Genomic DNA, 15,540 nt, shown 5'->3' on the forward strand with positions numbered 1-15,540 from the left:
TCTAATAAATGACCTGATGGGTACAGGCTTTTCAATAATGAGTTTAGCATCATTTCGAGGTGCGTAAACCAATGCTTATTTAACACTAGGCTCATACTACAAATGTCAGGTTACTAACTTAAGATGGGAGACTTATGGATCAAGGCTTGTTTCTTTGCGGTTATAACCTAATGAATTGATAGGTTTAAAAAACAACAAAGTTCTTCTGTAAGTGTGACTAACTCCAAATATTTGGCTAAAATTAAGCTAAAATGCGTGATATAACACAAAAATACCTGCATAATAAGGGTTTATCGGCATCCTTTTAAGTGGTTATTTACAAAGTTATAACGGCTCTGAGTAGTTAGCGTGAATGAGTTTCTATTTAAACTGTAAACCAAATAACAAGGACTGTTTACGATATTTTTCTATTCTTTAGGAGTAATTTTATTATGGCTTTATCTCAAACAACAACGACCACAACGACGACAACGACGACAACGACGACAAGAACGGATTCACTAATCGAGCTTTATACTACGGTTTTAGGTCGTCCCGTAGATACCGATGGTTTAGCGTATTGGGAAGGTAGTTTATTAGAACTATTGAAAACACAAACAGAAGATGACGCGTTAAAAGAAATCACAGGTCATCTTTCAGGTTCTGATGAGTATCAACTGGTTTCATCTAAGCAGAGCTATCATGATAAAGTGAAAAAAGCGTATAAAAATGCTCATAATTATGATGCGGATGAGGCGACGATAAATGCTTATGTGATTAAATTAGATCAAGGCGATTTTACGCTTTCTGATATGTTATTAGATGTTATTTCTACGGCTAAACTAAGTCCAAAAGGTAATCTTCATTTAGGACATAAAACAAAATTTTCTAAATACTTTACCAAGCATCATTCTAAAATGAGCAAGCAGTTAATGGAAATAAGCATTATTCAGTTTGGCTTGATTACGGATGATGTAAAAACATTAGATACTGCTGAAAAAGCAACCGATAGTTTAATTGCCGATATTATTTCGCCAGTTTATGAAAAGTCGTCGGTTAATGACGATCAGTTAGTCTTAACGTATCAAGATGATAATGCGTTAGGTGAAAATACGGCAGATGCTTCTTCATTTTTAGTACATGTTAATAAAACAGTGGTTGACGTAAGCGATGTAAGTGTTGACGTGACCGCTAAAACGATTACGTTAACCTTAAATGATGCGGTCGTTTCTGCGGATAATGTGGATGTTTCTTATTTTGCACCCCTAGCGGATAATTCGTTATCGAATGCAACGATTCAAGATGCGGCGGGAAATGATGCGGGTTTCTTAAATCAGGAGTCTGTGACTAATGAAACGGTTGATAATGCAACAGAAGTTGTAACCGAGGTTGCCGTAGGTGAACCTAATGGCGAAACTAATAGTGACGCAAGTGCTATTGATGGGACGGTTGACGTTGATACGCTAACAGGAACAACGGCTGATGATGTCATTACAGGAAATGATGGTGCGGATAGTCTTACGGGCGATACGGGAGCGGATGTTTTTGTTTTTAATGCAACGACAACCAGTGAGTTAATGACAGAAGTCGGTTCGGTGGTTGCGGTTGATGCAACAACGGCACCTAGTTTAACGACCGTTGAAACCATTACTGATTTTGTTTCGGGAACTGATAAAATTCAATTATCCGCTGTTCTTGCAAATACGTTGAATGGGATTGATAGTACGACGTATGATGCGACCATAACAACGGGATTGGTTGAAACTGATTTTATAACTGTGTCGTCTGAAGGACTTGCGGCGGATGTTGATAATGCCCGTTTTTATTTTAATGCAACGGATAATGTGTTGTATCTTGATGAGAATGGGGATACTGTTATTGATGCAGACAATGCTTATACAGCAGGCGCGAGTGATGATTTCGCCGTCTTACAGCTAACAGGAACCGTGGCAGCGACCGATTTTGTTTTTGTTTAGATAAAAGTCGTTAAGGTGTGGAGAGCCGTCGGTATGACGGCTTTCTTACGTTAAAATTAATAGCTTTGTTCAAGCGTTGGAAATAAGGTGTGTTTAACGGCATGATGATAGCATTGAATCGCCTCTTCAATAGTGTTAGTTCCATCCATGAAATTTTGGGTAAATCGAGGCCGTTTACCTTCACCTAAGCCAATCATATCGTAGAGTACTAAAATTTGCCCATCACAATCAACGCCTGCGCCAATGCCGATAACAGGGATCGTTAACGCTAAACTTATTTCTTTAGCTAATACGGCGGGAACACATTCTAAAATCAGTAAATCCGCCCCCGCTTGTTCTATTTTTTGAGCATCTTCAAAAATTCTATTTGCTTCTTCAGGTTGTTTTCCTTTTACCTTATAAGCCCCAAGTTGATTAATGGATTGAGGCAGTAATCCTAAATGCCCACAGACAGGAATGCCTTGTTCCACTAAAAAACGAATAATATCTAGTTTAGCCCCTTCGAGTTTGACCATTTGTACGCCGCCTTGCTGCATCAGTTTCATTGCATTTTCAACAGCGGTTATTTTTGAGTAATAGCTTGAAAAAGGTAAGTCCGCCATGACAAAGGCGTGTTTTCTTCCCCGAATAACACAGCGACTGTGATAAATAATTTCATCCAGTGTGACAGGAACGGTGGTATTTTGACCTTGTATAACCATACCCAAGGAATCGCCAATTAGGATGACTTCAACGCCTAGCCTATCAATTAATGCACTAAAACTTGCATCATAAGCAGTTAAGCAGCTGATCTTTTCACCTACTTGTTTGAGTGCGATTAAATCAAGAATGGTTAAACTATGATGCGAATTTTGAGCATATTTCATAGTTTTTCAAGTCCATTTAATGAACAGGCGGCCACTAAGTCTTTGACTGAACCAAAGAAGGGGATTTCTAAGTCCGATGCAATTTCGTGTAAGGGGTATAAAACAAACGCGCGTTCACTGAGGCCAATATGAGGCACAATTAAATCGGGAATATTAATTTGTTGGTCGCCATATAATAAGAGGTCTAAATCTAGGGTTCTAGCCCCCCAGCGTTGAACTCTTATACGCCCATGATCGCTTTCTATTTTTTGTAAATAGCGTAATAAATCTATAGGGGGTAAGGCGGTTGAAATAGCCATGACGGCATTCACATAATTAGGTTGATTTTCAGGCCCCATGGGAGGACTGCAATACAAGCTTGAAAATGCAATTTCGGTTAGATTAGCGGTGGTTTTAATGAACTCACGCGCACTATTGATTTGAGCGATAGGATTGCTTAAATTACTCCCTAAGCCAATATAAGCGATGACGGACTGATTCATGATGGGCTTGCGTTATTTTTAGAAGAGCGGCGGCGATATTTTCGGACACCTTTATTAAGTGGAGACAACATTTTTTCTTGTTGTTTGACATCAACGTCTTGAAATTCGGTCCACCATTGGGCTAGCTCAGAACTTGCGCCGCCTGTTTCAGCACGTAAGACTAAAAAATCATAGGCGGCTCTAAAGCGGGGATGATTAAGTAAACGGTAAACTTTTGAGTGGCTGCGTTGTTCAAAGCGTGTTTGTAAGGTCCAGACTTCTCGCATGGATTGGGTCACACGTTTTGGAATCGCGGTACTTTTAACTTGTAATTTAAGAACTTCATGAGCGGCAGATTGTAAGGCCATATATTGGTTTTCCCCCTGTTCCCGCTTAATTTCAGCTTTAATTTGTACGGTTTCCCATAAAAAAGCCGATAATAAGAAATAAGGGGTGATGCTTTTTCCTAAAGCCACGCGTTTATCGGAGTTTTCTAGGGCTTTAATCAAAAATACACGAGGAAAATCGTGATCTTCAATGGCAAGTTGTTGCTCTGTTTGAGGAAATAAAATGGCAAAGAGACCATAGTGGCGTAGCATTTCAAACGATTGTAACGCATAACCCGACAAAAATAATTTAAGGGTTTCATCATAGAGACGCGCACTCGGAATCCCTAATAGCAATGGGGCTAATTCATGTAGGGGCTGTTCACAATCAGGATGTAAACTAAAGCCTAATTTTACTGCAAAACGAATAGCACGAAGCATTCTAACAGGATCTTCTCGATAGCGCGTATCGGGGTTACCAATTAACCGTAGCATGGCATTTTTATGGTCGGTCATGCCGTCAGCATAATCAATGACTGAAAAATCACTGATACGATAATACAGCGCGTTAACGGTAAAATCTCGTCGCCATACGTCTTCTTCTAAGGTGCCATAAATATTATCACGCAAAAGCCGTCCATCTTTATGCGTTTGTTGATGCTCACTGGTTTCATTCGTAGACCCTCGAAAGGTCGCCACTTCAATAATTTCACGTCCAAAATAAACATGCGCTAAACGAAAGCGTTTGCCAATAAGCCGACAGTTACGAAAAACCTTTTTAACTTCTTCTGGACTTGCATTGGTAGCGACATCAAAATCTTTAGGTTCGCGTCCTAATAATAAATCGCGTACACAGCCCCCGACTAAATAGGCATCAAACCCTGATTTTTCTAAGCGATGTAAAACGGTGAGAGCATTGGCATTAATTTGTGTAGGTAAAATTGTATGCTCTGATCGCGTATAAATGGTTGGTTGCATAGCGGGTTCAGCTTTTCCTTTTGGAGGGTGATTATTTTTGGGCAAATTTAAAATGACTCTATTCCCTGTTATTTTTTTAATTTCGGTCATCATATCATCTTGATAGATTGAAGCTCAAACAACATCTTGCTTTTATATCTTTTTGGAATAGAGCGATCAACTGTTCTGTAATTCTTATCTATAACTAGGTATAATTGGTTAAAAGCATAACAAATAAAGGGGGTGAAAACTAGATTTTCATATAAATGTTCCTTGTCTTTCTTGCTTTTAAACCGTCGGTTCTACGAGGTTAGCTTAGTGTTTTTCAAGCTCTGCTTAGTTTACTAAGTGAAACTAGAAACTGGATAAGACACAACACTCAACTTATGTGTGCACGTTGAGGTAAGTTTTAAAGAACCGTAAAATTGTCAATTGAACGTGTAAGGTGAATTGTAATACATCTTACGCTTATCTATAGCTATACTCTTTATAATACGCATAGTAAAGGGTCATGATTGGAAAAATTTATGTTTAAAAAAATTATTAATGCCTTTGTTGATACCCCTATTTTATCAAGTATTTTCGTTATAGACTTATCAATACTTCTATTGCATAAACCTCCTTTTGTATTTTCATTACTGATGCTAGGCGGTTTAGGCGCAATGTGTATGTATTACGGACAGAAACTTGCCTTGTTTAAGTTATAATTGAACGTGGTTAATGAGTCTGCTCCCGAACCTACGTTAATGGTTTTCACTGGCGTGGGGTTTTTTCGTCGTTTCGGTGCGATAATCTATGACTCGTTTCTTCTTTTGGCGGTTCTTTTTTTAGCGGCAACGAGTTTATTACCTTTTAATGCGGGTGAAGCGGTTACCTCCAAAATTATTAATACGCCTTATTATTTATTAGTGAGTTTTATTTTCTATGGTTGGTTTTGGACACATAGAGGGCAAACAGCAGGGCTTAGAACGTGGAAAATTCGTTTAAAAACCTTGGATGGTACGCCCGTTACGTGGAAACACGCGCTAATACGATTTTTAGCGGCCCTGTTGTCATGGGGGATCGGGGGCTTAGGTTTTTTATGGATAGTACTGGATAAAAATAACCATGCCCTGCACGATCATTTATCAAAGACCTATTTGGTTTTTGATGATTCTAAATTAGAATGAAGAATAAAAATAGAATTTATTTAAGTTGACTTGTTTTTTTTAAAATGCGCTGGGTAGCCGAATAAATAGTTGAAAGTCAGTGCTTACATTTTTGTAATAAATATCACAATTTGACTAAATAAATTTAAAACAAAAAATATAGCAATAGTAAATGTGTGAGAATCCCTGTGATTTTTATTAAAACGTATAAAACAAAGAGCTAACCGCCAAGAATTTATCTGACCGTTCAGCTTTTATGATGAAGGGAGTAGAGTCGTGTCAAAAAAAATAGCTTTAATTTTGTTCTGTAGTTTAGCTCTAGGGGGGGCTTTTCCTGCTTATAGTGCTAACTATTATGTTTCCGATCTTACTGGAAATGATGCGAACAACGGGAGTGAAGCCCAACCGTGGAAAACAATAGAGCGAGCTAATCAGGAAAAATATGCGGATAATTCGAGCATACTGTTTAAGCGAGGGGAGGTTTTTCGGGGGGTGGTTAGTGCGGATACCTTTCAATCTAATTTAACGTTTGGGGCGTATGGAGAAGGCCCGAATCCTGTTATTTCAGGCAGTGTTCAAATAACAAACTGGAAACCCACAACACACAGCGGGTTATCCTCTGCTGTTTATGAGGCGGATGTCTCTGCCTTTATCACCCCGAATATTAATAACGTCGAAAATACGATTAACCACCTATTTGTTAATGGTGAGATGATGACCATCGCGCGTTATCCTAATGTTGATTCGCCAGCGGAAAAAAATTGGCTTAAAGTGGGCGCAAGTGCGGGTGATAATGCCTTTACGGATCCTGCTTTGGCTAATTATCCTAAACCTGATGGGTATTGGAAAGATGCGACCTTACGCATTAGAACTTATAGTTGGTATTATAAAGTTTTTAAAGTCACGGGTTATAAAGCGGCCAACGGTCAAATTAATGCAACGGGCTTAAGAACGCAGTTACCTGAGTGGGGCTATTTTTTGGATGATAAATTAGAAGAATTAGATCATCCTGGCGAATGGTATTATGATGCAAAAACTAAAAAAGTTTATCTTTATCCCCGTAAAAATCGTGACCCAAATACAGTATTAATTGAAGGATCGACTTATCGTCGAGCAATCGATTTTTCTTGGCATGAAGATAATAATGTTGTTGAGAACTTGACCTTTCGTCATTTTACGTTTGAAGGGGTAAAAATTTATCATTCAAATAATGTGACCGTTCGGAATTGTCATTTTGAATATAACACGATTGGTGTTTCAGTTTGGCAAAGCCCTAATCTTTTGGTTTCTGAGAATACCTTCAATAATCAACTAAGTATCGGTATTTTATTGAATGGAGAGCGTGATTTTGATGTTGAAAATAGCGTGGTTGAACGCAATGAAATTAATAATACCGGCATGTTTCCACTTTATTGTGAGCGTTATGAAGGCGTTTGCTATGGTTTGGGGATTTCTGTGTTTGGACGTGCGCAATCATTACGTCAAAATACCATTAACACCACAGGTTGGACGGGAATTTATTTAAAAGCCTCAGGGCATCATTATGCTGAAAACAATTTAGTTAGAAATGCATTATCACTGCTTAACGATGGCGGAGCCATGAGCATTGGTTCGGATGCCAACGTCATTCGAGGAAATTTTTTATTAGATAGTGTCGGTAATATTGATGAATCGAATGGCTGCGCTAATTTAAATAATACACCGTGTACGCATCATACCAGCTATGGGATGGGAATTGGCTCGGATAATGACTATAGAGACAACGTTATTGAAGGAAATACGATTGCGAATAACCCTGACATGGGAATTCGTTTGAATCGGTTTAAAAATACCACGGTTCGTAATAATGTGGTGTTTAACAATGATCCTCAAATGGCGATTGAGGGAACATCGGCTCAATCGGCTCAGAATATTATTGAAGGAAATACGCTGTATTCACTGACCCCGAATCAACGAGGATTAGTTTTATCAGGGACGGTCGATCATGGGACGTTTAATAATAAGCGTTATTGTAATCCTTACGGTGAAACGGTTTTGGTTAAAAATAATAAAAGTTATTCATTAGCCCGTTGGAAAACCCTTTTTCCTGATGATGAACCCGACACCAAAGGATGCGACCTGAATCTTAAAATCTATCAGGTTTCTCAGGTAATCGGTGCTAATTTATTAACTAAAACAGGGTTTGAAATTGTTTTAGAAACGGCAAAAAAGACCGCGCCGAATAGTAATCGCTTTGCGGTGAGTAAAAATCAGGTTTATCGTTTAAAATTTAATGCGGTGGGGAATGGAATGGGTTCCTTGCGTGTTGAACTCAATCACGCGCCTAAAGATGGGAAATGGAAACGTTTTGAAACCATTACCGTTGCGTATGATTCAACTAATAAAGCCCATGAATTATTTTTTGTAGGCCCTGATGACCGAGATGAAATGGTTTTAAGTTTTTCATCCATTAAAGAAGGGGGAAGTGGTGCGGATGCATTGACAATAGATAGTTTGACTTTTGAAGCGGTCGCGGGCGGATTGAATGACGCTAAAAAACAATCGGTACTTTTTAGTAATATTACCGCACATGAAAAAACAGTTAGCTTGAATGGAACGCTCTATAAGGATTTAGACGGGCGTGACATGGGGGAAAGCTTAGTTCTAGCACCCTTTTCATCGCAAATATTAATCTATGTTTCAGGGAAACGCCCACCGTCTTTAGGTAATCTTAAAAATCCACCCATGACGTTGAAGAGGACTGGGAGGATTATTGATATTACTTGGGAAGCTGAAGTTGATGCGGAAGGCTACCGCTTATATTATGCCCCTAAGCCTTATACAGGTGCTAAGAGCATACAGTCTTTTGATGTGAAGAATCAAACCCACTTTAGGGTTGAGTTACCTTCAGGCTCCGCCTTTCATGTTGCAGTAAAAGCTTATAATAAATTAGGTGAAAGTGATTATTCTAATATTGAATCCTTTCTTATCCCTTAAATAAAGAATCAAGCGAAACACAATGCGCGTGTCATTTTAACGCGCTTACTTTTACCTTGGGTAAAATATAAAAATGGCAAAACCATGAAAAATTCATCTTCTAATGTTACGGACGCTAAAAATAATTCATTTTCGGATAATAATTTAGTCCGCCCTTTCCATTCTCGGATTTTTCGCGCTTTAATTGGATTGGTACTGATTTCAATTGTAAGTTTTTCAATGTATTTGATTTTATATACCTTAACTGAAAACCGAAAACAAACGATCAAGTCTGTAGAGGATGAACTTAAGTTTGTATTAGAAATGACCCATGATCGAATGGATTTTTTTGTTAAAGAACGAAAAAGTTATTTGCTACAACTGGGGCGTGATAGCGAATTAGTTAAAATAACAGAAGAACTGCTCACATTACCAACGGATGCAGACAGTTTAAAAAAATCAGCCGCACTAAAAAAAGCAAGAGATTATTTTGCTAGAAGAGAGCAAGAGCAACACAATATTGGTTTTTTTATTATTTCGCCCGATAACATAAGCTTAGGGTCTCGTCGCGACACTAATTTGGGGACTCAAAACTTTATTGGTCTTAGAAAACCTGCCTTAATGGCTCAGGTTTTTCAAGGAAAAGTGGTTTTTGTTCCGCCGCTTAAATCAGATGTTCCGCTTGAAAGTCAAGATATAGAACGTCCAAAAACACTTTTTTTTGCAGCACCGATACAAACGCGTGATAACAAAGTCATTGCCATCTTAACGCAACGTTTATTACCTGAAAATGCACTGTCTGAAATTATTCAGCAAGGACGTATTGGTAAAAGTGGAGAAAGTTATTTGGTTGATGAGTTTGGGAGTATGTTTACAACGTCTCGGTTTCGGCAACAGTTGATTAAACTTGAATTATTAGTAAGTGACTCCCCGTCCACACAGATGGAGCTTCGTGATCCTGGAGGGGACTTACTAGATGGCTATATCCCCAGAGTTCCTTTAAAAGAACGCCCTTTTACCTATATGGCAGAAGATATTCGATCTTTAAGCCAACAACCTAGATCTTCTAACCTGAATGATCATCGCAGTAAAATAATTATTAATATGAAAGGGTATCGTGATTATCGAGGCGTTACTGTTTATGGTGCGTGGATATGGAATCGTACGTTAGGTGTGGGTTTTGCAACAGAAATTGATGAAAAAGAAGCGATGGCGAATTTTAATAATTTGCAACGTATCTTTTTATTAACGACAGCGATTACATTAATTTCGACGTTATTTGCAATCGGGTTAATTTTAGTTCTGGGTAAAAAAGCCCGAAAAGCACGGATTGATGCAGAAACTAAAAACCTGTTAGAAAAGATTGTTACGGAGCGGACTCAAGAACTTAAAAAATTGACAGTGGCAATCGAACAAAGCCCAAGTAGCATTGCCATTACAGATTTAAAGGCCAATATAGAGTACGTTAATCCGCGCTTTACCGAAGTAACGGGTTATACAGCCGAAGAGGTTATTGGAAAAAACCCACGTGTTTTAAAATCAGATTTAACCCCTAAAGAAACTTTTGAAGATTTATGGGAAACCTTAACTAAAGGGGAAGTTTGGCATGGTGAGTTTATTAATCAACGTAAAAATGGGGCAACGTATTGGGAACGAACCGTCATCGCTCCGATACGTAATGAAGCGGGGATTATTGATCATTATGTTGCGGTTAAAGATGATATTACCAAATATAAAGAGGCGGAAGAAAAAAGTACTCGTTTAGGGCGCGTTTTAGAAGAGTCTTGGAATGAAATCTATATGTTTGACCCAGATACCTTATTCTTAATTCAGGTCAATAAAGGGGCTCGTCATAATTTAGGTTACTCAATGGATGAACTTAAAAAATTAACGACGGTTGATATTAAACCCGATTACAGTCTTGATTATTTTAAAAATATTATTCAACCGTTGCGTGAAGGGAAGCTGCCCTTTATTCTTTTTCAAACGCGACACCAACGTAAAGATGGCTCTATTTATCCAATAGAAGTGCGATTACAACTGGTTAAAACAGAAAATACCTCCATCTTTGTGGGCATTATTCAAGATATTACTGAAAGAAACAAAGCAGAAGATCAATTAAAGCGAGCTAAAGAAGCCGCAGAACAAGCCAGCTTAGCAAAAAGCCAATTTGTTGCCAATATGAGTCATGAGTTGCGTACGCCCTTAAATGCAATTTTAGGGTTTTCTCAAATTATGGCGAATAGTGATAATTTAACCGCAAAACAACGCGAAAATATTAAAATTATCAATCGTAGTGGGGATCATTTACTGAATCTTATTGATGATGTCCTCAATATTTCTAAAATTGAAGCAGGAAAGATAGTGCTTCAAAAATCAGATTTTGATTTACTGGATTTACTGGCCGAATTAGAACCTTTATTTCAAGATAAATTAGCAAAAAATAAATTAACGTTAAATTTTGAATATCATGGCAATATTCCTAAATATATTCATACAGATAAAACTAAATTACGACAAGTTTTAGTCAATTTAATTAGTAATGCTATTAAATTTACCTCAAAAGGAGGCATTACGCTTCGTCTTTGGCTTCCTCAAACCTTCAAAACAAATTTAATGCTTGCCTTTGAAGTTGAAGATACAGGCTGTGGAATAGCGGCATCAGAATTAGAAAAGGTTTTTCAAACCTTTATGCAAACGAGTAGTGGTTTAAAATCAGAAGAGGGTGCAGGATTAGGTTTAGCGATTACGCGGCAATTTATTAAATTAATGGAGGGGGATATTCATGTTGAAAGTACACCCAATAAAGGCTCTATTTTTAAATTTAATCTGGTTGTTAATCAACCAAAAGAGAATGTTGTAGCGGAACCGACCAGTTTTAAAATTGTTGCTTTAGAACCAAATCAAAGTAAACATAATATTTTAATTGTTGATGATGACTATTTAAATCGTTTAATACTTATTGAGTTGCTATCCCCGTTTGGGTTTCAAATTAAGGAGGCTGAAAATGGCCAAATTGCAATTGATATTTGTAAAGAGTGGGAACCGCATTTAGTTTTTATGGATATGCGAATGCCGGTTATGAATGGGTTTGATGCCAGTAGAATTATTAAGGAACACTTAAAACATACGATTATTGTTGCCGTAACGGCCTCTGTTTTTGAAGATAAAAAAGAACAAATTTTTGAATCGGGTTGTGATGAGTTTATTAGCAAGCCTTTTAGACACACAGATATTTTTGAAATTATGCAACGTTATCTTGGTGTCAAATATATTTGTGAAGAAACAAAAGATAAAGAAGACGACTATATTCTCACTAAGGATTCATTAAGCGTATTACCAGATGAGTTGCGTGATAAACTAAAACAAGCTATTGAAATAGTTGATATTGACCAAGTTGAAATATTATTAAAAGAAATTGATAAGCTTGATGTTCCTCTCGCTGAAGCAATTAAAGTACAAATTGATAATTTTGAATATGAAGTATTATTAAAACTATTTAGTGATTAAATAAATTTAGTGATCTAAAAATTGATGCTTTGACCATAATAATAATATCATAATGAACTATAATTTAAGGTTAATTAAATGAACCTAAAAAAATTATTTACCACACTTCACGGAATAACCGTTATTTTTTTAATCGCATTAGCGGTTATGGCGGGATTGATTTTTGAAAATTATATTGAATTAGAGCAAAGTTATAAATTGCGGCTACAATCGTTATTAGTGGCTAAAGATTTAGAACAAAGCACTAATAAATTAGAACGTTATGCTTATAATTATGTAAAAAAGAGAGATAAAGGCTGGGAGCGACAGTATTGGAATATACGAAATATTTATAATGGAACACAGCCAAATGCTAAAGGTAAGAAAATTGCTTTATACAATAGGTTAAAAGCATTAGTTGTTACGAAAATTGAGCAAAAAAAATTAGAACAAATTAAACTTTATTCAACACGATTATTTAAAATAGAAAAAAAATCATTTAATGCGGTGAATGGAGTCTTTGCAGATGAAAAAGGAATATATACGATTAAAGGGTCGCCTGATTATGAATTGGCTGTCGATCTTTTAGAGAGTAAAAATTACATTGACTATAGAGCGAAAATTTTAAATGAAATTGATGATTTTTTTATAATATTAGAAAAACGGATTCAAAAAACAATTAGATACCGTGATGATGTGGGGCATAAAATATTTAGAATTATTATTATTTTAATTGCGGGGTTTTCATTTTTTGCATTTTTAATTATTAGAATTAAAATTATTAAACAAATGACGGAGCTGAGTGAAAGTGAAGAAAAATACAAAATAATTTTTGAAAAAAGTAATGATGCCATTTTATTATTTGATGGTAATAAGATTATAGCGTGTAACCATTCTTCGGTTGTTATGTTTGGTTATCAGTCTAAATATGAATTATTACAAAAGCATCTTGCGCTTATTTCGCCTAAAAAACAATTAGATGGTATTCTTTCTTTGGAAAAGGCCGATGAAATGATTGGGCTGGCTTATGAAGACGGGCTTAATACGTTTGAATGGACTAATGAACGGGCTAATGGTGAAAGCTTTCCTGTTGAAATTTGCTTAACGCTTATTCCTTATCATAGTAAATCTATTCTTTATGCGGTTTGTCGTGATTTAAGTTTGCGTAAAAAAGCTGAACTTGCCTTTAAAAATAGTGAAAATCGCTTTAAATTAGCCATTTCAGTGGCCAATGATGGCGTTTGGGACTGGGATTTGACGACAAACTCTATTCTCTTTGATGCGCGTTATTACACAATGGCGGGTTATGAAGTTGATGAGTTTCCACAAACGCTTGATGAATGGCAAAAACGTATTCATCCAGGTGATATTGTGAGAGTCGAGACGGGTATCAGCGAATATATTTCAGGGAAAAGTGATCACTACGATACGGAATTACGATTTTTATGTAAAAACGGACGCTATTTATGGATTCGATCACGGGGAAAAATAGCGGATACGGATGAAAATGGGGTTGCTTTACGTATAGTGGGAACTCATGCGGATATTAGTGATCGGCGTGAGGCAACCGAAAAACTTTATCAAAGTGAAATGTTAAAGAAAAATATTTTACAAAATATTCCTGATTTAATGTGGTTAAAAGATATTAATGGTATTTATCTTGCCTGTAACCCGATGATGGAAAAATTTTTAGGGGTTAAATCAACAGAAATTATTGGTAAAAGTGATTTTGATTTTTTTAAACCTGAAGATGCTGAAATGTTTCTTAGACAAGATCGGGAAACAATTAAGGCGGATAAAGCATCAACGCGTGAAGTATGGCTTTCGTATAAAAATTCAGATGAAAAAATACTCTATGAAATGACCAGTACCTCAGTTAAAGCAGATGATGGCTCGTTGATTGGTGTATTGGGAACAACGCATAATATTACTAAGCGTAAGAAAAATGAAGAAGAAACACAGGATGCACAAATTCGCGCTGAAACAGCGAATCGGGCTAAGTCAGAATTTTTAGCCAATATGAGCCATGAAATTCGTACGCCAATGAATGCAATTTTAGGGTTTACTGAAATTCTTAAGCGGTTAGAACACGATTCAAAAAAATCGCATTATCTTGATACGATTCATACCTCGGGACAATCCTTATTACATCTTATTAATGATATTCTTGATCTTTCACGAATTGAATCAGGAAAAATGGAATTACAAGCTCATTCAATTTCTATTAACGCACTTTGTACCGAATTAAATAGTCTTTTTTCTCAAAAAACATACGATAAGGGCTTATCATTTGAGTGTAATGTTAATGAAAATGTACCTGATGTTATTATTATTGATGAGTCACGATTACGCCAAGTTTTAATTAATCTAATTGGTAATGCCGTTAAGTTTACCCATGAAGGATTTATTAAACTGATCATAAAATGTCAACAGGTTGAGAACTCAGATCCCTCTAAAGTGGATTTATCCATGACGGTTTCTGATAGTGGCATTGGTATTCCCAAAGATCAACAAGAAACTATTTTCTCCTCTTTTGCCCAAGTAAAAGGACAAAAAGAAACACTTTATGGCGGAACAGGTCTTGGATTAACCATTACATTACAAATTTTGGCCTTAATGAAGGGGAACGTGCGGGTTGAAAGTGAAGTAGGAGTGGGAACCTCGTTTAGTTTATTTATGCCTAATATTGAAATAGGCTCTACCGTTGTTGATTTGGGAGTAGAAAATGACTTTGATAGCGAAAACATCTTTTTTGAACCCGCTAAAATTTTAATTGTTGATGATGTTGATTATAATCGCGAAATTTTAGCAACCTATCTTGAGGATTGGGGATTTAAACTTTACTTTGCTGAAAATGGCATCCAAGCGTTTGAAAAAGCGTTGGATGTCCATCCTGACTTAATCCTTCTTGATATGAAAATGCCTGTTATGGATGGGTATGAAGCCGCTGATAAATTAAAAGCAACTGAAAAAACGCAAGATATTCCAATTATAGCCGTCACCGCTTTTGCACTTAATCAAGATAAAGAAGTGATTAGTGAAATTTGTGATGGTTATTTACGCAAACCCGTTAATCGAAATGAATTAATTAAACAACTAATAAAATTTTTGAAAAATGAGGATGTTAAAGACGATGATGGTGATGTTTCTTTAAATAAAGTCATAGAAAAAACATCAACAGCGATTGATTTAAAAACGAGCGTATTATCCTTATCTGAAGAATTACAAGCAGAATTAAAACAAGCGATTGAACATATTGATATTGAAAAAATAGAAGCGTTACAGCAACAGGTTTCCCAACAAAATAGTCAACTTGCAGAGGCTATTCAACAACATATTGATGATTTTCAATATGAAAATTTATTAAAATTATTTGGATAAGT

At 36.5% G+C, this 15,540-nt stretch carries 9 protein-coding genes; 6 read left to right on the forward strand and 3 right to left on the reverse strand.

What is annotated here, in order from left to right; translation table 11 throughout:
• Nucleotides 1-431 precede the first annotated feature (431 nt).
• Complete coding sequence (locus Q9M50_07945; protein MDQ7090561.1) at nt 432-1,955, forward strand: SwmB domain-containing protein; 1,524 nt, start codon at nt 432-434, stop codon at nt 1,953-1,955.
• A gap of 56 nt (nt 1,956-2,011) precedes the next feature.
• Here Q9M50_07945 and panB read toward each other — a convergent pair whose 3' ends face one another.
• From panB to pcnB, 3 genes are read right to left on the reverse strand one after another with little or no spacing between them, the layout of a single operon-like run.
• Complete coding sequence (gene panB, locus Q9M50_07950) at nt 2,012-2,821, reverse strand: 3-methyl-2-oxobutanoate hydroxymethyltransferase (GenBank protein MDQ7090562.1); 810 nt, start codon at nt 2,819-2,821, stop codon at nt 2,012-2,014.
• A complete protein-coding gene (folK, locus tag Q9M50_07955; protein ID MDQ7090563.1) occupies nt 2,818-3,303 on the reverse strand; it encodes a 2-amino-4-hydroxy-6-hydroxymethyldihydropteridine diphosphokinase in 486 nt (161 codons plus the stop codon). The genes panB and folK overlap by 4 nt, the downstream gene beginning before the upstream one ends.
• Nucleotides 3,300-4,679, reverse strand: coding sequence for a polynucleotide adenylyltransferase PcnB (gene pcnB, locus Q9M50_07960; GenBank protein ID MDQ7090564.1), 1,380 nt, complete (start codon nt 4,677-4,679; stop codon nt 3,300-3,302). The genes folK and pcnB overlap by 4 nt, the downstream gene beginning before the upstream one ends.
• Before the next feature lie 413 nt (nt 4,680-5,092).
• Between pcnB and Q9M50_07965 the strand changes: the two genes are divergently transcribed.
• The 5 genes from Q9M50_07965 to Q9M50_07985 all read left to right on the forward strand — a co-directional run bounded on the left by Q9M50_07965 (nt 5,093) and on the right by Q9M50_07985 (nt 15,538).
• The gene (locus Q9M50_07965) at nt 5,093-5,272 is read left to right on the forward strand and encodes a hypothetical protein (protein ID MDQ7090565.1); all 180 of its coding nucleotides are present in this window, start codon (nt 5,093-5,095) and stop codon (nt 5,270-5,272) included.
• Nucleotides 5,273-5,734: an RDD family protein gene (locus tag Q9M50_07970; protein MDQ7090566.1), complete on the forward strand. Its 462-nt coding sequence runs from the start codon at nt 5,273-5,275 to the stop codon at nt 5,732-5,734.
• Nucleotides 5,735-5,989: 255 nt separating this feature from the next.
• Nucleotides 5,990-8,689, forward strand: coding sequence for a right-handed parallel beta-helix repeat-containing protein (locus Q9M50_07975; protein ID MDQ7090567.1), 2,700 nt, complete (start codon nt 5,990-5,992; stop codon nt 8,687-8,689).
• Nucleotides 8,690-8,773: 84 nt separating this feature from the next.
• Nucleotides 8,774-12,178, forward strand: a complete 3,405-nt coding sequence (locus Q9M50_07980) for a PAS domain S-box protein (GenBank protein MDQ7090568.1) — start codon at nt 8,774-8,776, stop codon at nt 12,176-12,178.
• A 78-nt stretch (nt 12,179-12,256) separates the two neighbouring features.
• A complete protein-coding gene (locus tag Q9M50_07985; protein ID MDQ7090569.1) occupies nt 12,257-15,538 on the forward strand; it encodes a PAS domain S-box protein in 3,282 nt (1,093 codons plus the stop codon).
• The last annotated feature ends 2 nt before the right edge of the window (nt 15,539-15,540 follow it).

The sequence above is a fragment of the Methylococcales bacterium genome (assembly GCA_030949405.1).
Classification (GTDB): Bacteria; Pseudomonadota; Gammaproteobacteria; order Methylococcales; family Methylomonadaceae; genus WTBX01.

What these genes read in the sequence shown, in the direction of transcription:
- Q9M50_07965 (MDQ7090565.1), top strand. Translation starts at nt 5,093, where the DNA reads ATGTTTAAAAAAATTATTAATGCCTTTGTTGATACCCCTATTTTATCA.
- folK (MDQ7090563.1), bottom strand. Translation starts at nt 3,303, where the DNA reads ATGAATCAGTCCGTCATCGCTTATATTGGCTTAGGGAGTAATTTAAGC.
- pcnB (MDQ7090564.1), bottom strand. Translation starts at nt 4,679, where the DNA reads ATGATGACCGAAATTAAAAAAATAACAGGGAATAGAGTCATTTTAAAT.
- panB (MDQ7090562.1), bottom strand. Translation starts at nt 2,821, where the DNA reads ATGAAATATGCTCAAAATTCGCATCATAGTTTAACCATTCTTGATTTA.
- Q9M50_07945 (MDQ7090561.1), top strand. Translation starts at nt 432, where the DNA reads ATGGCTTTATCTCAAACAACAACGACCACAACGACGACAACGACGACA.
- Q9M50_07985 (MDQ7090569.1), top strand. Translation starts at nt 12,257, where the DNA reads ATGAACCTAAAAAAATTATTTACCACACTTCACGGAATAACCGTTATT.
- Q9M50_07980 (MDQ7090568.1), top strand. Translation starts at nt 8,774, where the DNA reads ATGAAAAATTCATCTTCTAATGTTACGGACGCTAAAAATAATTCATTT.